The sequence below is a fragment of the Salinivibrio sp. HTSP genome (assembly GCF_003390965.1).
Classification (GTDB): domain Bacteria; phylum Pseudomonadota; class Gammaproteobacteria; order Enterobacterales; family Vibrionaceae; genus Salinivibrio; species Salinivibrio kushneri.
Genome location: NZ_PXUD01000037.1, coordinates 1 through 18068 on the forward strand (window position 1 = coordinate 1; position 18068 = coordinate 18068).

The window sequence follows — 18068 nt, forward strand, 5'->3', positions numbered from 1 at the left end:
CTTTCAACCTGACGGGTTTGCCAGCTTCGCTGGGCAAACAAAAAACCCGGCAGCGATGCCGGGTTTTGCTTTTTCTCGAACCGATTAAGCCGGCTCCATTTGATCACTGAATTGGAAGTCCAATCGGTTATCTTTCAATACCACACGAACTGTCCCCCCGTTAACCAGACAGCCAAACAGCAGCTCGTTAGCCAGTGGCTTTTTCAAGTTATCTTGGATAACACGTCCCATCGGCCGTGCGCCCATTGCCTTGTCATAGCCTTCTTCCGCTAGCCAGCGCTTAGCCTCTGACGTCACCTCAAGCGACACCCCTTTGGCGTCCAGTTGAGCTTGTAGCTCAACAATGAACTTATCTACCACTTGCAAGATAACCTGTTCATTCAAGTGGTTAAACCAAATGATGTTGTCCAAGCGGTTACGGAACTCTGGCGAGAACACCTTCTTAATTTCCGACATCGCATCATGACTGTGATCTTGCTGAATCAAGCCAATAGACTTACGCACCGTCTCGGCGACGCCGGCGTTAGTGGTCATCACCAAGATGACATTGCGGAAATCGGCTTTGCGCCCGTTATTGTCAGTCAGAGTGCCATTGTCCATTACTTGCAAGAGCAAGTTAAACACGTCTGGATGCGCTTTCTCGATTTCATCAAGCAGCACCACACTGTATGGGTGCTTGATCACCGCATCAGTCAGCAACCCACCCTGATCGTACCCCACATAGCCTGGGGGCGCGCCAATCAAGCGGCTCACTGTGTGACGCTCCATGTACTCCGACATATCAAAGCGCTGCAGCTCAATACCCATGGCGCGAGCCAATTGTACCGTGACCTCGGTTTTACCAACCCCGGTAGGTCCGGCAAACAAGAACGAGCCGACCGGTTTGTTCTCATCGCCCAAGCCTGCGCGGCTCAGCTTGATCGCTTCAGACAGCGCCGTGATGGCAGTATCTTGACCAAACACCAGCATTTTGAGCTTATCATCCAGTGATTGCAGCACGTCTTTATCGGACGACGAAATCGACTTCTCGGGAATACGCGCCATTTTCGCAATCATACTCTCAACGTCAGGGACATTGACCGTCTTCTTGCGTTTGCTGGCTGGCGCCATCCGGCACCGCGCCCCCGCCTCATCGATCACATCGATCGCTTTATCTGGCAAATGACGCTCATTAATGTATTTTGCCGACAGCTCGACCGCGGCACGAATCGCCTTGTTGGTGTAACGCACTTCGTGGTGAGCCTCATATTTCGGCTTCAGACCCATCAAAATCTTGGTGGTGTCATCAATAGAGGGCTCAACCACATCGATTTTCTGAAAACGGCGCGCCAGTGCCCGCTCTTTTTCGAAGATAGAACCATACTCTTGGTAGGTCGTCGAGCCAATACAGCGTAACTTTCCGCTACTCAATAGCGGCTTAATCAAGTTTGCGGCATCGACTTGGCCACCACTCGCCGCACCAGCGCCAATGATGGTGTGGATCTCATCGATAAAGAGTACCGCGTGATCCTCTTTTTCGAGTTGCTTTAAGATCGATTTAAAGCGCTTTTCAAAGTCGCCACGGTATTTGGTGCCCGCGAGCAAAGAGCCAATATCGAGCGAATAAATCACGCAATCTTTGATCACATCTGGCACTTGCCCTTCAACAATGCGCCACGCGAGCCCTTCCGCAATCGCTGTTTTACCGACCCCGGCTTCGCCAACCAACAGGGGGTTATTCTTGCGACGGCGACACAATACCTGGATGGTGCGTTCGAGCTCTTTATCACGACCGATGAGTGGATCAATACCGCCAACACGTGCGAGCTGATTGAGGTTGGTTGCGAAGTTCTCCAAACGATCTTCACCCGGCTCCGCACCGGCCTCATCAGCCCCCATGTCACTACTGGGTAGATCGTCGCCTTCATCTTTCGTGGTGCCATGAGAGATATAGTTGACTACGTCAAGGCGACTCACGTCGTTCTTTTTAAGCAGATAAGCGGCGTGGGATTCTTGTTCGCTAAAGATCGCCACCAATACGTTCGCCCCGCTTACTTCGCTACGACCGGATGACTGCACATGAAAAACAGCTCGTTGGAGTACGCGCTGGAAGCTTAGCGTTGGCTGCGTTTCCCGCGACTCATCGTCCGCAGGGATTAGCGGTGTGGTTTGCTCAATAAACGCATCAAGTTCTTTGCGCAGCGCCTCCAAATCTGCACGGCACGCGACCAGCGCATCGTGCGCGGCCGCATTATCGATCAACGCGAGAAGCAGGTGCTCCACCGTCATGAATTCGTGGCGTTTTTCACGCGCTCGTGCAAACGCGCCATTCAAACTGGCTTCAAGTTCTTTGTTAAGCATAAAGGCACCTCCCTCAAAAACCGCGCTAAAGCGTGATGGAGCCGGCTAAGCTTTCTCCATCGTGCACAGTAGCGGATGGCCATGCTCTTTGGCATACATCATTACCTGTGCCACTTTCGTTTCAGCAACCTCGGCGGTAAATACGCCACAGACCGCTTTTCCTTCATAGTGCACCGTCAGCATGACTTGCGTCGCTTTGTCCACATCCATGGCAAAAAACGTCTGGAGCACATCGATCACAAACTCCATCGGAGTATAGTCATCATTATTTAGCACCACCTTGTACATTGATGGTGGTTGCAACTTTGTTTTTTCTGACGCTTCGGCCTCCGCGTCAGGCAAACCCCACTGGTTCCAATTACTCATAACTCATTCAATGCATTGTTAGGGTGTCTCGGTAAGAGATGTGGCGGGGCACTACTGCCATCCACGTTTCCCGTCCACCTATACTTAAAGTTAAGCCACAGATTGTATTCCAGCAACCTTTTCATTGCGAACATCGTTTGCCTGAGCAATTGTTAATCACCGTATTACACACTAGTCTCTCGCGCAGAATTTCGTTCACTGAATACGACAAAAACCTACCATTCGTGCCTGCACTAGAATGCATAAAAATTAAGGCATGCCGACTAACGACAAGCCGGTTAGCGGATCGCATCAAGCGTGATAGGTGAGCATAGACATACGCCTCTCTCGACTCGAGAATATTCACTTCATTTTCATTTTTAAGCAGGCAGACTGCGTGAATCATGCCAATAGCGCTCACACTAATCCATACACTTAAGGGGGAAAAAAGCCAGTTATTAGAATAAAAAGTAATAGTTACGGCCTGTTATCGCGTATCTATCACTGCAATCACACTTTTTTAATAGCGAAAACATCCGGAGAAAACCCTAAAAAACTATGCAACTAAGATGTCTGTTTCTGAATGAATAATTGCCACTTCCTCACACTTTTTCGATTTGATATTACATTACTGTTATAAGTTATACCCCACACTTGACTGCCTAAAAGTATCTACTAAAGTGAAACATGTGGTCGATAAACTCACCATATCACTTCTGTTTATTGGCACGGGCGAGGGTGCGACAGTACCGCGCTGGTCAAATTGACGAGGTGAAATGAACGCGTTTATCACAGGTATGCAAAGTTTGATGCAAGAAGGATGTGTCGCATGGAAACTGGTACAGTAAAATGGTTTAACAATGCAAAAGGATTTGGCTTTATTTGTCCGGTAGAAGGGGAAGGCGATGTGTTTGCCCACTACTCTACCATCCAGATGGACGGATATAAGACATTAAAGGCGGGACAAACCGTCAACTATGAGGTTCAGGAAGGACCCAAAGGCTACCATGCCAGTGAAATTGTGCCAGTCGATCAAGAAGCGGCGAAATAGCGCTGAATCCGGTCGGCCAAATAGAAAAGGCGAGCTTACGGCTCGCCTTTGTTGTTCTTTACCGCACTCAATCCTGTCTAGAGTAAGCCGAGCATCTGTTTATAATGCCGGCGACACACAGAGACATACCGTTCATTGCCTCCAATCACCACCTGATCACCATCGGCAATGGCATTGCCTTCGCTATCTTGGCGAATGACTCGACTCGCTTTACGCCCACAATGACACACGGTTTTCAGTTCAACGAGCTTATCGGCCCACGCCAGCAAGTATTGTGACCCTTCAAACAGCTCACCACGAAAATCTGTTCTTAATCCGTAGCACAATACGGGGATCCGCAGCTTATCCACCACATCAGTCAACTCGAGCACTTGCTGTTTAGTTAAAAATTGGCTCTCATCAATCAATAAACAGTCAACTTTCTCTTGCGCCAAGATGGTCGCGACGTGCTCGAACAGCGACGTTTGATTGTCATACAGGTGAGCATCAGCTTCTAAGCCAATTCGCGAACTGATTTTTCCAACCCCATAGCGGTTATCAATCGCGGCGGTAAAAAGTAGAGGCTGCATACCGCGCTCTTGGTAGTTAAAGGCCGATTGTAACAAGGTGGTCGACTTACCCGCGTTCATTGCCGAATAATAAAAGTATAACTGAGCCATAACTGTCTCTACACGTAATGCCCATTTTGGGCGAGCTGGATTAAATAAACAGGCATGCTACCGCACTAGCAGAAAAAGAAAAGCCCCGCCAAGGCGAGGCTAGATAATTAACCGACCAATTTACACGGGCGCTTTTTAAGCCACATTAACCCAGCACATAGTGCAACGAACGCAAACACGGTCGCCACCAATGACCAGAGAAGTGACGCGGTAAAGCCTAACACCACGAAGCCGACGGTTGAGACAATCGCCCCACCAATGGCATAAGGGAGCTGAGTCGCGACGTGGTCAATATGTCCACATCGTGCCCCTGTTGAAGACAAGATAGTGGTATCAGAAATCGGTGAGCAATGATCGCCAAATACCGCCCCTGCCAATACTGCTGAGAGCATAGGTAGCATCAGTGCAATGTCTGTCGCCGCGGCAAGATCGCCCGCGATAGGAAGCATAATACCGAACGTTCCCCACGACGTCCCTGTGGCAAAGGCCATCACTGCCGCCAACAAGAAGAGCACTACAGGCAAGAGTTGCGCTGGTAAGTTCCCCTCCACTAAGGACGACAAATATTGACCTGTTTGTAGGTCGCCAATAATATGACCAATCGACCAAGCAAATAACAGAATGAGGATAGCGCCAAACATAGACTTTGCGCCCACCCAAAGGGTTTTCGCAATATTTGATATCGCTATACCTTGTTTCGCTGTCATCACCAAGGATACGGCTAAACCCGCGAGTCCACCCCATAGCAATGACATCCCGACATCGGTATTTTCAAACGCCCCGAGCAGAGAAAAGGATTGATCTTCGGCTGCCAATGCCAACCCGCCGGTATATAACATTGCACCCACCGTCGCCACGACGAGTACAATAATGGGGGCAACCAAATCAGCCACGCTGCCTTTATCACTTTCCTCAATCCCTAGGTCGTCGCAAATATCAGCGCAGTTTTCACTTTCATCGCCCAGTCGGCTGCCTTTTTTCGCCTGATATTCAAACTGACGCATCGGGCCAATATCCAGTTGAAACCAAACCACCGCAAACACTAACAGCAAGGCAAAAATGGCATAAAAGTTCATTGGGATCATGGTGACAAATGCCCCTAGCGCCGTGTAATCCGTGACGCCATGTGCCACCAAAATAGAGCCAATCACGGTAATGATATAAGCCCCCCAGCTTGATGCCGGCGTGATCACACACATAGGGGCGGCTGTGGAATCAAGAATGTAAGCCAGTTTCGCTCGAGAGACGTGAAACCTGTCTGTGACGGGACGAGAGACGGCCCCCACCGCTAAGCTGTTGAAATAATCATCAACAAAGATAAATACGCCGAGAAACGCCGCGAGCAGTTTCGCCCCACGTTTACTCTTGATCCGGCTTTGCGCCCAATTGGCAAACGCGCGGGTACCTCCAGAAAGAGACAGAAGCGCGGTGATCATCCCGAGTAAAATAAGAAACGCGAGAATACTTAAGTTCCAACTATTTAAGCCTCCATCAGCGATAAATAGCCCAGTAATCACCTCAAGCAGGTACTGTCCGGAAGAGAGGATAGAAAAATCGGTCAGTAATACCGTACCCAGTACGATTCCCATACCCAAGGACAATAAAACCCGTCGTGTAGCAATCGCGAGGCCCAGAGCCAATAAAGGGGGAAGCAGAGATAAAGCGGATGAAGAAAAATCTGTTAAGTTCATGATCTCAGTGTCAACCAGGTGGTTGGAGATCTACTGCAGAAATGAAGACGGTAAGGCGTGGTATCACACGGCAAACAGCTTGCCTCCTACATACAGTAGCGCTCCATAGTGTATTTCCAAGTACTATGGCAGTGCTGCCCCTATTCGGTAACAGCCCCAGCTCAATCGGTGTGATGACCTGATTGGCTTCGGCGTTGCTTCCTTTTATGCACTCTCATCGGAATCACCCTCTTGCGCACGACTGATAAACAACGCACCTCTACGTTAAGCGTGGTGCATTCTACACAACGTGCTTACCATCGCAACTCTTTATGGTTGAAAAAGCATCGATTAAACCCCAGCTTACGCGATGCCAATAAAATACGTCTCATCTTCTATTTTTTTAGACATTCGCTTCAAAAAGACAATAGAATTAAAGTCAAATTTGCAGTTAACTTGCAATTAATGCGCAATATGACGTATTAATATAAGCCATATTGTATATTTCAATTATACTGCTATCATTCTTTCAATTAACATATAAATCAAATAGGAACCAATAATGTCTGATGCAATGAAAGCCTTACTCAATTTGCGTAGCTTGCGCGCACTTGCCAAAGAAATGTCAACCGAACAACTTAATGAAGCATTAGAAAAACTTCAAACGGTTGTTGAAGAGCGTAAAGAGCTTGACCGTCAAGCCGAGGCAAAAGAAAAAGAACGTTTAGAGAAGTTAGAAAAATACCGTGCTATGTTAGAAGCCGACGGTATTGGCCCAGAAGAAATCGTAGCATTGTTAGGTGGTACTTCGAAGAGTAAAGCATCGGGTAAACGCGCCACACGTCCAGCAAAATATCAATATACGGGCGAAGATGGCTCACAAAAAACCTGGACGGGCCAAGGCCGTATGCCTAAAGTGATTCGCGAAGCGATTGAAAGCGGCGCGGCCAAGCAGGAAGACTTCCTCATCCCAGGTCAGGAAGCCTAAGTCCATATTCCCGCATAAAAAAAGAGGCGCTCAGCCTCTTTTTTTTATCCCTTAACCAAATTTAATTCTGTCCGCCAAATGGCTCACCGCTAACGCGAAGTAGTGCGAGCGATTCCATTTCAATAAGCTCTGGTAGTTATTATAAACAAGATAAGCCCTGCCTTTACCATCATCAGGCTGAATCAACCAAGCGTTGATATCGACGGCCGGTAACGCCTGACCATTCATTCGCCGTACCCCACGCGTCTGCCACTCACTCAATGAGTGTGCTTTCTCACTGTTGGTGCCAAGCAAAGTACGATCGATGCCTTCAGGGATCTGGACCTGCCGTCCCCACGTGTAGGTATCATCCCATCCCGCTTTTTTTAAATAATTTGCAGCAGACGCAAAGACATCAGCTTCCGTTTGCCAAATATCTTTTTTGCCATCTTGGTTTCCATCGACCGCATAGTTAATAAAAGAACTCGGCATGAACTGGCATTGACCCATCGCCCCAGCCCAAGAGCCTTTCATCGCTTCAGGCGCAATGTGCCCTTGCTCTAATATCGTCAGTGCGGCCATGGTCTCTTTGCGAAAAAAAGCCTCACGACGGCCATCAAAGGCTAATGTTGATAAGGCTTCAATGACATTATAACTACCCTGAAGTTTGCCAAAATTACTTTCTACACCCCATAAAGCCACAATAAAACGCGGCTGAACCTGGTACTGCTCACCAATGGCTTTCAAAGTGTCATAATGTTCACGATACAGTTGTTTCGCTTGAGCGACTTTCCAATCAGGCACAGCACGCGGAATATACTCATCCAGCGTGAGACGTCGCTCAGGTTGATTTCGATCGGAGCTGACTGCACGCTCATGGTATTTAACGTCCTTAAAGGCACGCTCAAGTAACGCATCACTGATGCCCGCCTCACGTGCTTCGGCTTTTAAGGTGGTCACATACTGCTCGAATCCGGGCTTGGCCATCACAGGGCTCACCAAGAGTGCCGCCGCGATAGAGGCTGAAATCATACCTTTGCGCATAGTCATCCTTTTTACAGTTTTTCGTTTTTATTACGAATGGCCTGCAATGCCGCGTCAGGTGGCGGAGGCAATTGCACAAAAAAGCCATCACTTTGCAGGCTTTGTTTAACCTTATTGATGTCAACTGCTGCCAGTTTATCGCGCTTGTCTAAGTTGATCATCATGGCAAATTCGGGCTGCCCAAAGCTATTCATGAGTGCCTCGGGCACATCATCAAATTTATCTTTCTCTGCAAGATAAAGATAGGTGCCTTCTTTCTTTTTACTACGATAAATTGCGCAATACATCTCAAAAGTCCTCATGAGCGTGCCATATTACAGGCGATAGATTGTCATCTTGGGGTAAAGGTTTGTTAAGCTTTGCAGCAAAGTGTGTCAAAACACGTTTCTGCTGCCATTTCTCATTCAAATGTTAAAAAAACACCATTAAAGGGAGAAATGCCGCATCAACGGCAAACCCTGCTTGCCGCATTGGCGCTGTGAATATACCATGCTATCCAACGTCTGATAATGCGCGTCTGACTCGTGTTTAAATGACAAAACCGGGATCGAATAACATGCTCAAACAACCGGAGTTGAAAGGCTCTACCTTTACCCTTTCCGTCCTCCACCTCGTTGACGATAATTTTGCTGCCGCTGCCAATGTTTTGACAGAGAAAGTCACTCAAGCACCGGCCTTTTTTCAAGGCGCTCCTGTTGTCGCTGACATTAGCCGTCTATCACAATGCCCTGATATCGGTGTCTTAAAGCAGTGCTTACAAGCCACAGGCATGATTCTCGTTGGGCTGACCGGCGTCACCCACAATGATACACGTGAGCTTGCGCTGGATGCACAATTAGCCGTGCTCAAGTCGAGCAAGCAATCCCGAGTTGCCGATCCGATTCAGCCGCCTGCAAAAGTGGTCACCGCCCCTGTGCGTTCAGGTCAGCAAATCTATGCAAAAAACGCCGACTTGGTGATCCTCAATCATGTGAGTGCCGGCGCGGAAGTGATTGCCGATGGCAGTATTCATATCTATGGCGTTTTGCGTGGCCGAGCCATTGCCGGTGCAAGTGGACAAAAACAAGCGCGTATTTATTGTCAGAACCTTCAGTCAGAATTATTGTCGGTAGCAGGAAGCTATTGGCTCAGTGATAAAATTCCATCAGAACATATAGAGCGGCCTTCTATGGTCTCGCTTAATCAAGAAAGCTTACACATTGACCCCCTCACGCTATAAGAGAATAAGGAAGAGGAATGGCACGAATCATTGTAATTACCTCCGGTAAAGGCGGTGTTGGTAAAACAACATCGAGTGCGGCATTGGCGACCGGGTTGGCCATGACAGGCAAAAAAACGGCCGTGGTTGATTTTGATATTGGCCTACGTAACCTCGATTTGGTGATGGGCTGTGAGCGCCGCGTGGTCTACGATTTTGTTAACGTCATTAACGGCGAAGCCAATCTGCATCAAGCACTCATTAAAGACAAACGCGTAGAAAATTTGTTTATTCTGCCAGCCTCTCAGACGCGCGACAAAGATGCGTTAACGAAAGAAGGTGTCGAGCGCGTTTTAAAAGACATGGATGAACTTGGCTTTGAATACATTATTTGTGATTCACCCGCAGGCATTGAAGCCGGCGCATTAATGGCGCTGTATTTTGCTGACGAAGCGATTGTGACCACAAATCCAGAAGTGTCATCCGTGCGCGACTCTGATCGTATTCTTGGTATTCTCGATTCTAAGTCACGCCGCGCAGAAAACGGCGAGGATCCGGTAAAACATCACTTATTACTCACTCGCTATAACCCCGCGCGTGTGACCAACGGTGAAATGCTCAGTGTTGAGGATGTAGAAGATATCCTGCGTATTCCACTGTTAGGGGTCATCCCTGAAAGTCAGTCTGTATTGCACGCTTCTAACAAAGGTGAGCCAGTGGTACTGGATCAAGAGTCTGATGCCGGCCAAGCCTATGAAGATGCTATTGCGCGCCTGCTGGGTGAAGAGCGCCCCTTCCGCTTTATTGAGGAAGAGCGCAAAGGTTTCCTAAAACGCTTATTCGGAGGCTAATGTGGCACTGCTTGAATTCTTCCGCCCATCAAAGAAAAAGTCGGCCAATATTGCCAAAGAGCGTTTACAAATCATTGTTGCCGAGCGTCGCAGTGCGGATAGCCCTGCGCCGACTTATTTGCCCCAGCTCAAGCAAGATATTCTAGATGTGATCCGAAAATACGTAGATATCGCACCGGACCAGGTGTCTGTCAGCCTCGAACAAGGCGATGATGATCTGTCCGTCTTGGAGCTGAACGTCACCTTGCCCGAAGAGGGAAAAGAGAGCTAGCTCTCAATCACAACGGGCGAATACAGAAAGCGGTGGCTCAAGGCCACCGCTTTTGTTTATGCGCGAGATGATGACGATGCCCCTGGGGCGTTAGGGATCATCGTCAGCAATGTTTCTCCTACTAACCGAAAGCGCCACCCCGAGGCTAAGTCAGGGCGTTTATCTTCTTGACACTCCTCTCTCCATACCCAAGTAATCAATTGATTAAGCTGCTTTTTGGAGCCAATAAACTCAGGCGCTAAGCCTGATCTATCGGCCTGGGCTTGCACCTGCTCCTTCATCGCTTTAATCACCGACTTATACCCGGGTTCATCAACTAAACGTGTGATGGCCGGCGGGCATTTGGCTAACGGGGTTTTATCCGCTTGGGTTGCCAACTTTATCAAGGTTTGCGCGTGATAGCGTACTTCAAATTTGTCGAACCCATGCTCGTTCATTTGCTCAACGGTACGAATACCATAACGCGCCATTTTCCAGAGGTTTTGCTCTTTAACGATAAAGTTAAGAGCCATATTCCGGCGACGCGCTTCCTTAGCTCGCCACTTGGCAAGGGTTTGCAATACCGCTAACTGTTGAGGCTTAAGCTGCCACGCATACTTAATATCGAGATAAGCCGCTTCATCCGGCTTTACCCACTGCTTTTTACGGCACAACAGACCACACTCTTCTACCATGGCGTCATGCCACTGCGTATCGGATAGGGCTTGCGTCAGCGCTTGATAAAGCGGCAGCAAGTAATAGACATCAGCGGCCGCATACTGTTGTTGCTTTTCGGTTAAGGGACGTGCACACCAATCAGTGCGCGACTCTCCTTTATCTAAGCTCACGCCGACATAACGCTCTACCAAGCTTGCAAAGCCCTCGGAGACGCCATGACCTAAAAAAGCGGCGACGATTTGGGTATCTATCATGGGAGAGGGCAATACGCCCGCGTAGTGCTGAAAAACCTCTAAGTCTTCGCTACTCGCATGTAACACCTTGGTGACCTGGGTGTCAGTCAACAGCGCCCATAACGGGGAAAGATCATCAATGGCTAGCGGGTCAACCAGCACCAGTTGCTCGCCATCATAAATCTGGACCAGCCCCAGTTGTGCATAAAAGGTACGCGTACGGACAAACTCGGTATCAAGCATCACAACGGCTTGGTCTCGAAAATGTGCGCAGATATCGACCAGCTGTTGATCGGTGGTGATTTGTTGATAGTTCACAAAAAAGCCCATAAAGAAAATGCCGGCGAGGCCGGCATTTCGTGAGTCGTTATCGACAGTTTACCCTTTTCTGGTTCGGTTCGCATTAAGCTGACGCTTTTTGCTCGGTGGCTTGTGGTTCATCGCGTAGCTCTCGACGCAGAATTTTACCCACATTGGTTTTAGGCAGTTCATCTCTAAATTCCACTACCCGTGGCACCTTGTATCCAGTGAGGTGTTTGCGACAGTGCGCCACAAGATCATCTCGCGTAAGCGACGGATCTTTTTTGACCACACAAATTTTAACCACTTCCCCAGAATTCTCATCTGGCTGGCCAATGGCGGCAACTTCTAGCACCTTGTCATGCAACGCAACGACATCTTCCACTTCATTGGGATACACATTAAAACCAGAGACAAGGATCATGTCCTTTTTGCGATCGACAATATGCAAGAAACCATCATCATCGAACTGCACCACATCACCAGTGGCTAACCAACCTTGTTCGTCGATACTTTCTCGTGTCGCCTCTGGACGATTCCAATACCCTTGCATCACTTGCGGGCCACGCACTAACAACTCACCCGGCTGGTTGTCCGCCACATCGTCACCCTGATCATCGACGATGCGCACCTCGGTCGATGGCACGGGCAATCCAATGGAGCCGTTGTAGTCACGTAAATCATAAGGATAGGCCGCTACCAGTGGCGAACATTCCGTTAACCCGTATCCTTCAAGCAGATGCTTGCCCGTCAGCTTTTTCCAATTTTCCGCGACCGCCCTTTGCACGGCCATGCCACCACCGACGGTCAAGCGCAAGTTAGAAAAGTCCAACTCATGGAAGTCTTCGTTATGAAGCAGCGCATTAAACAGCGTGTTCACACCTGTGATGGCTGTAAACGGGTACTTTTGTAGCTCTTTGACAAAACCTGGAATATCGCGTGGATTGGTGATCAGTAGATTTTGCCCACCCATTTCAATAAACAATAGGCAATTCACCGTGAGCGCGAAGACGTGATAAAGCGGCAATGCGGTGACCACTAACTCCTCACCTGCATTAAGTACCGGCTGATACGTCCCTTTAGCTTGATAAACGTTAGCCAGCATATTTCTGTGAGTGAGTACGGCGCCTTTCGCCAACCCCGTGGTGCCACCGGTATATTGTAAAAACGCAATGTCTTCGCCTTTCAAAAAAGGCTTCACATATTGCATACGTCGGCCTCGGCGCAGCGCTTGGCGCATGGAGGTGGCATGCGGCAAATGATACTTAGGCACCATTTTTTTGACGTATTTGACCACGAAGTTAACCAGAGTCCCTTTGGCACGTGGCAACTGTTCGCCCAAACTGGTCAGTACCACATGTTTAACCGGCGTATTGTCGACCACTTTCTCTAGCGTGTGAGCAAAGTTACTCACAATCACAATCGCTTTTGCTCCGGCATCCGTTAATTGGTGCTCAAGCTCACGAGGGGTGTATAACGGGTTCACGTTCACGGCCACACAACCGGCTCGTAAAATACCAAACAAGGCAATCGGATATTGCAGCAAGTTCGGCATCATAATGGCAACGCGATCGCCTTTTTTCAGTTTCAGCTCGTTTTGTAGATAGGCAGCAAACGCACGGCTGCGCTCTTCCAGTTTACGAAATGTCATGACCTGCCCCATATTTATGAAGGCAGTTTGATCCGCGTACTGCTGGACAGAATGTTCAAACATCTCGACCAAAGAGCGATGGGCATCTGGATCTATTTCCGCCGGCACGTCCGACGGGTAACGATTAAGCCATACCTTTTCCACTGGCTTTCTCCTATGTGTTAACTTGCAGGCTATTTTGCCTGCTTCGATCGACGCGAGGCATAATTCAAACAGGTGTTTAACCTGCCCACCATAGCGTTAACATTATTTTTACACGAGCATTTTAAGTGCGCGTTTGAATTTTGGTCACAAAATCCGTTATTAACGACACAGTTTGTTGCGGTTGCTGAAGGTGACAATGGTGTGTCCCGGGGATCTCAATGAGTGTCAATTGCTTAAACCACGTGGCTCGTTGCGCGGCATCGGCAGAGCGAAGCGCAGGATACCCATCTGTCGCGCGAATCGCCAGCACAGGGCATTCAATCGCTCGAATAATCGACTCTCCATGGCCGGGCGCCATGCGATACAGGGGCTCACCACCAAGTTTGGGATCATGACGCCAACGCACACCATGGCTGCATGTCTCAATCCCGCGAGCAACCAGTGGCATCAATAACTGACCGGCGACTTTATTAATGGATGCGCGCAATTGTAGCGCCTTCATCGCAGAATCAAAGAGACGTGGTGTTTTTTGCACTGAATTTAAGCGCTGATTAAGACTTTTCGCCATGCGTTCGGTGATTTTATGTTCAGGCTCAACAATAGGCCCCAATGCTTCTATCGAGATAACCCCCGCGATTGATGCTGGAAAGCTGGCTGCATAACAGCTGGCCACTAGGCCTCCCAATGAATGCCCCACCAATATGACGGGCCCTGTTTTCTCCGATTGCGAATTCTCCGATTGCGAACAAGGTGTCTGGTGAAGGATTTGATGCAAACTGTCGAGATAATCGAAAAACGGGTAATGATAATCCCCGGCTTTATGCTCAGACAAACCATGCCCAGGCCAATCAAACATCAGTAACCCGTAGTCTTGGGGCAGCATGGGGATCAGCGAATGAAAACTCGCCAGGTTGTCTTGCCAACCATGTAAAAAAACCAATGTTGGCGCTAAGCCGGTCGCCGGGCGTATTGCCGCTGCCACTGTCACATCATTAAGTCGCATCGAGGTCGGCGTTAAGCCAGACGATAACCCGAGTACTGCCGGATCAGACGCCAATAATGCCTCGAATGTCTCCGTCAATGGCGGTGTCATCATCACGATCCCATTTGAGGGCTAATAAGGTAAACTAATCACGCTTTGCACCCGTCCCGTGCCAACGCCAATGCGCACTCGGGAGCAGTACAAGCCGTAGCAATAAGGTCTGTCATCATCAACCACATGCTGTTCAATATCCCAAAGCTGATGTCCTTTTACCCTAAGCACGGGGTAATCATAGGAGTAATCCCCCACTTTTCCCGCCTGACGGCCCTGAAAATCGCCCAACACTGTTATTGGCCGGCCTTTGGCATAATCAGCCGGTTCAATAAAGCCAGTAAAAATCGCTTTGAAGCGCCCCAGTGACGAGGCATCGATATCAGGCCGACCCGCTGTCGACGTGGGCAAGGCCACGATTTCAACCACGGAGTCCTGCTCACGGTTATTCACCCCGACAATCAAGCCACCCAGGCGTACCTCTTCTCCTTGATTTGCTTGGGTCATTTTCGCGACCACCGGGTATTCGGTCACGGGCTGGTCCATCCGGCCTTTTAATGACTCAGGCAAACTGGTACAGCCACTCAGTAATAGCACGCCGCATAAGGCAAACAAGTAAGATTTCATATCAGGCTCCTTTCACGCCACATCATACATAGATATCGACGCCCACTAAGTTGATCAGTTCCTCTCGCCTGGCTTGATTTAACACCGCGAAATAGGAAGCCATCGCTTGACGGCCGCGACCGTCCGGCAAATCATATTGCACGTACTCTTGCTTCGCCTGCTCGGCTTGCGCAATCGCGGCGGGATCGACACGTTGGCGCACCGCCTTAGCCACCTGTGTCGTCTTGGGCGTTTGCTTGCGCGTGGTTTGCGGCTTTTTGCCTGTGCGCTGGGGGTGGTTAGGCCGGTTTGTCTGTGGGGAGGATACACCGTTAATCGATACCATATTCACGTCCTATGCTGCCGGCCTCATGGGGGTTATTCGCGCCCGGGTAACTTTTTCCAAGTGACTTTGTCCCGCAGATATGTGGGGCTAGCAAGTTCCGCTGCGACCATGTCTCCCGCATGATACGCATGCTTAGCAATCTCCAGCATATCTTGTGCTTGGGGGTATAACACCTCTGACGACGCCGTCTGCAATGCCAAGCGAGCGGCTAGATCAGGATAGGCTGCCCAGCCGGTTCCTGCCAATGTCCACACTCCCTCAGTACAGTCAGGGGTGAGTGCTTCCGGGGCGACGACCCTCTCTTCACCGACACACTGCCATGCGCCAGTGTCAGTCCGCCGATATTGGCCGACATAGAGTTCACTCATACGCGCATCAATCGCCGCCAGTACTTGGGTCGCGTTGTGTAGCCGATAGCTTTGTGCTGCCATCGCCGCCAATGTTGAGACACCAATCATGGGTACATCCGCCCCAAACGCTAAACCTTGTGCAATACCAATGCCAATACGCACACCGGTGAAGCTTCCTGGCCCGCGGCCAAACGCCAGCGCATCTAACTGCGCCAGTTCAACCCCCGCTTCTGCCAATACTTCATCAACCATGGGGAGGATCTTGTTGGTATGCTCACGCGGTGCAATTTCGCTGCGCGTGATAATCTGGTCATCACAGCACAGTGCGACAGAGCAGTTTTCGGTCGCCGTATCTACGGCCAATATTCGTAGCGTCATTTAACCCTCTATCGGTTGATCGAATGAATACGAGTTCATTATGTTGCTGTTGGTGTCACTGCCCGACAAAAAATCGTCGATGTGGTGTAAGTCCCGCGTGCGAGGGATCGCCGGCAAACTGCGCAAAAAGGTTGCGCCGTATGCGCGGGTCACCAATCGGTTGTCACAAATAACCAGTGCACCAAAATCTTGTTGATCCCGAATAAGACGCCCCACCCCTTGTTTTAGGGTGATCACCGCTTCGGGGATCTGTACCTGAGCAAAGGGATCGCCCCCTTGCAATTTACAATCTTCTATTCGTGCTTTTAATAAAGGATCATCGGGGGAGGCAAATGGGAGTTTATCGATGATCACACAACTAAGCGCTTGCCCACGCACATCAATGCCCTCCCAAAAGGCGCCCGTCGCCACCAGCAAGGCATTGCCCAACGACAAATATTCTGCCAATAGGCGCTGCTTGGGCATCTCTCCTTGCATGAGGACGGGCAATGACAGATGCTCACGAAACAGGGCTGATAGCTCTCGTACCATTTGATGCGACGTGCATAGGAAAAAGCAACGCCCTTGGTTACGTTCGATCACCGGTCCCAATAATGCGGCCAGTTTGTTGGCTCGACGAAAACTATTGGTTTCCGGCACGTGTCGGGGCACGCAAAGCCTCGCCTGATTGGGATAGTCAAAGGGGCTTTCCAGCGTCATTTGCTGCTTAGCGTCAATCCCTAGGCGGTGGTTAAAGTGCGCAAAGTCCCCTTCAACGGCCAAGGTCGCGGAGGTAAAAATCCAAGCGCCCCCCTGTTCGGCCATTTGCTCACGAAAGCGATCCGCCACCGATAAGGGAGTAATATTGAGGCTAAAGTGATGCCGCGTACATTCGTACCAGTAGGAGTACCCGGTGATTGAGGTGTCTTTTAAGCGTGCAAGCCGCGCTTTAAATAAGGTAATCCGGTCAAACGCAGCGTCAAGTAATTGGCTTCGCCCCAAGGATAACTTCACTACATCATGGGCAAGTTCGAGCGCGTCAGCCAATCGTACCAACTCTTTTTCAACCGTGGGCGAAGCCTGAAGTTCACGCCAATTACCTCGATATCCGGGCTCGCCCATCACCAAGCGCATATCCATCGCCGCTTGCGAAAGGCGATCAGCGACTTTTTCCAGTTGACGCGTATCCCGTAGCTCAGTGCGATAGGCGATATGAATGTCTTTGGCAACATCTTGCAATTGTCGACTAGATAGCGATTGACCAAAATACTGACTGGCGATATCGGGCAGCTGGTGCGCTTCATCAAACACCATCACGTCTGCTTCTGGGATCAACTCGCCAAACCCCGTTTCTTTGATGGCCACATCAGCCAAAAAGAGGTGATGGTTAACCACCACCACGTCGGCATCCATCGCACGACGCCGCGCTTTAACCACATAACAGTCTTCATAGCTTGGACAGTCTTTACCAAGGCAATTGTCATTGGTAGACGTCACTACAGGGATCAGGGGGCTATCTTCAGCCAGTGCGTCACACTCGCTCAGATCCCCCGACTCGGTATACGACGACCACTCACGAATTTTAACCAGCTGACTCAATTGCCCAGGCTCGCTGTCGGGACGATGGCACTCACTAATTTGTCGCTCGAGTCGCTCTGGACACAGGTAATTAACGCGACCTTTCAATAAGGCGGTCGTCCCTGTGTAGCCCAAGGCTGACTTCATCAGCGGTAAATCACGGTGGTAAAGCTGCTCTTGCAGATTTTTCGAGCCAGTGCTGATGATGGCCTTTTTACCACTTAATAAAACAGGGGCGAGATAGGCATAGGTTTTCCCGGTTCCTGTGCCCGCTTCCACCACGAGCTGGCCTTGGTCACGAATGGCCGTATCAACAGCAATCGCCATATCTGTTTGCGGCTGGCGAGGCACAAAACCATCAATCGCTTTAGCCAGCGCACCGTTGTCTGAGAAAACCTTACGGATCATTGTATAAAT

At 49.7% G+C, this 18068-nt stretch carries 18 protein-coding genes and 1 riboswitch; of the genes, 5 read left to right on the top strand and 13 right to left on the bottom strand.

Annotated features, from left to right (window positions below):
• Positions 1 to 84: 84 nt before the first annotated feature.
• Positions 85 to 2340: an ATP-dependent Clp protease ATP-binding subunit ClpA gene (gene clpA, locus C7A19_RS07970; RefSeq protein WP_116644657.1), complete on the bottom strand. Its 2256-nt coding sequence runs from the start codon at positions 2338 to 2340 to the stop codon at positions 85 to 87.
• Positions 2341 to 2385: 45 nt separating this feature from the next.
• On the bottom strand, positions 2386 to 2706 hold the full coding sequence (gene clpS / locus C7A19_RS07975) for an ATP-dependent Clp protease adapter ClpS (protein WP_069361435.1): 321 nt from the start codon (positions 2704 to 2706) through the stop codon (positions 2386 to 2388).
• A gap of 808 nt (positions 2707 to 3514) precedes the next feature.
• Here clpS and cspD point away from each other — a divergent pair.
• The gene (cspD, locus tag C7A19_RS07980; RefSeq protein ID WP_046073528.1) at positions 3515 to 3736 is read left to right on the top strand and encodes a cold shock domain-containing protein CspD; all 222 of its coding nucleotides are present in this window, start codon (positions 3515 to 3517) and stop codon (positions 3734 to 3736) included.
• A gap of 77 nt (positions 3737 to 3813) precedes the next feature.
• Here the strand turns inward: cspD and C7A19_RS07985 are convergent, their stop codons facing one another.
• Together C7A19_RS07985 and C7A19_RS07990 are read right to left on the bottom strand one after the other, a co-directional pair.
• Positions 3814 to 4395 carry a thymidine kinase gene (locus C7A19_RS07985; protein WP_046073529.1) on the bottom strand — a complete coding sequence of 194 codons (582 nt, stop codon included), beginning with the start codon at positions 4393 to 4395 and terminating at the stop codon, positions 3814 to 3816.
• 107 nt (positions 4396 to 4502) lie between these two features.
• On the bottom strand, positions 4503 to 6086 hold the full coding sequence (locus tag C7A19_RS07990) for a Na+/H+ antiporter NhaC family protein (RefSeq protein ID WP_077458011.1): 1584 nt from the start codon (positions 6084 to 6086) through the stop codon (positions 4503 to 4505).
• A gap of 88 nt (positions 6087 to 6174) precedes the next feature.
• Positions 6175 to 6356: riboswitch (Lysine riboswitch) on the bottom strand.
• Positions 6357 to 6627: 271 nt separating this feature from the next.
• On the opposite strand from C7A19_RS07990, the gene C7A19_RS07995 reads away from it, so the two are divergent.
• Positions 6628 to 7053 carry an H-NS family nucleoid-associated regulatory protein gene (locus tag C7A19_RS07995; RefSeq protein ID WP_116644658.1) on the top strand — a complete coding sequence of 142 codons (426 nt, stop codon included), beginning with the start codon at positions 6628 to 6630 and terminating at the stop codon, positions 7051 to 7053.
• Positions 7054 to 7104: 51 nt separating this feature from the next.
• Here the strand turns inward: C7A19_RS07995 and C7A19_RS08000 are convergent, their stop codons facing one another.
• Together C7A19_RS08000 and C7A19_RS08005 are read right to left on the bottom strand one after the other, a co-directional pair.
• Complete coding sequence (locus C7A19_RS08000) at positions 7105 to 8076, bottom strand: lytic murein transglycosylase (RefSeq protein WP_077485596.1); 972 nt, start codon at positions 8074 to 8076, stop codon at positions 7105 to 7107.
• An 11-nt stretch (positions 8077 to 8087) separates the two neighbouring features.
• On the bottom strand, positions 8088 to 8363 hold the full coding sequence (locus tag C7A19_RS08005; protein ID WP_069361431.1) for a YcgL domain-containing protein: 276 nt from the start codon (positions 8361 to 8363) through the stop codon (positions 8088 to 8090).
• A gap of 269 nt (positions 8364 to 8632) precedes the next feature.
• Here C7A19_RS08005 and minC point away from each other — a divergent pair, with 269 nt between their 5' ends.
• From minC to minE, 3 genes are read left to right on the top strand one after another with little or no spacing between them, the layout of a single operon-like run.
• The gene (minC, locus tag C7A19_RS08010) at positions 8633 to 9295 is read left to right on the top strand and encodes a septum site-determining protein MinC (RefSeq protein WP_116644659.1); all 663 of its coding nucleotides are present in this window, start codon (positions 8633 to 8635) and stop codon (positions 9293 to 9295) included.
• Between the two features lie 17 nt (positions 9296 to 9312).
• The gene (minD, locus tag C7A19_RS08015) at positions 9313 to 10125 is read left to right on the top strand and encodes a septum site-determining protein MinD (protein ID WP_069361429.1); all 813 of its coding nucleotides are present in this window, start codon (positions 9313 to 9315) and stop codon (positions 10123 to 10125) included.
• A gap of 1 nt (position 10126) precedes the next feature.
• Complete coding sequence (gene minE / locus C7A19_RS08020; RefSeq protein WP_046073536.1) at positions 10127 to 10396, top strand: cell division topological specificity factor MinE; 270 nt, start codon at positions 10127 to 10129, stop codon at positions 10394 to 10396.
• 56 nt (positions 10397 to 10452) lie between these two features.
• On the opposite strand, the gene rnd is transcribed toward minE, so the two are convergent.
• The 7 genes from rnd to C7A19_RS08055 all read right to left on the bottom strand — a co-directional run bounded on the left by rnd (position 10453) and on the right by C7A19_RS08055 (position 18059).
• Positions 10453 to 11604, bottom strand: a complete 1152-nt coding sequence (gene rnd / locus C7A19_RS08025; protein ID WP_155522559.1) for a ribonuclease D — start codon at positions 11602 to 11604, stop codon at positions 10453 to 10455.
• A gap of 85 nt (positions 11605 to 11689) precedes the next feature.
• Positions 11690 to 13381: a long-chain-fatty-acid--CoA ligase FadD gene (gene fadD / locus C7A19_RS08030; RefSeq protein ID WP_116644661.1), complete on the bottom strand. Its 1692-nt coding sequence runs from the start codon at positions 13379 to 13381 to the stop codon at positions 11690 to 11692.
• Positions 13382 to 13502: 121 nt separating this feature from the next.
• Positions 13503 to 14477: an alpha/beta hydrolase gene (locus tag C7A19_RS08035; RefSeq protein ID WP_235614278.1), complete on the bottom strand. Its 975-nt coding sequence runs from the start codon at positions 14475 to 14477 to the stop codon at positions 13503 to 13505.
• A gap of 18 nt (positions 14478 to 14495) precedes the next feature.
• Positions 14496 to 15041: a Slp family lipoprotein gene (locus tag C7A19_RS08040; RefSeq protein ID WP_069361427.1), complete on the bottom strand. Its 546-nt coding sequence runs from the start codon at positions 15039 to 15041 to the stop codon at positions 14496 to 14498.
• A 22-nt stretch (positions 15042 to 15063) separates the two neighbouring features.
• Complete coding sequence (locus C7A19_RS08045; protein ID WP_069361426.1) at positions 15064 to 15366, bottom strand: hypothetical protein; 303 nt, start codon at positions 15364 to 15366, stop codon at positions 15064 to 15066.
• Positions 15367 to 15398: 32 nt separating this feature from the next.
• Positions 15399 to 16094 (bottom strand): tRNA (adenosine(37)-N6)-threonylcarbamoyltransferase complex dimerization subunit type 1 TsaB, encoded by a 696-nt coding sequence (gene tsaB / locus C7A19_RS08050; protein ID WP_077459557.1) that lies wholly within the window; start codon positions 16092 to 16094, stop codon positions 15399 to 15401.
• Positions 16095 to 18059 carry an ATP-dependent DNA helicase gene (locus C7A19_RS08055; RefSeq protein ID WP_116644662.1) on the bottom strand — a complete coding sequence of 655 codons (1965 nt, stop codon included), beginning with the start codon at positions 18057 to 18059 and terminating at the stop codon, positions 16095 to 16097.
• Between the last annotated feature and the right edge of the window lie 9 nt (positions 18060 to 18068).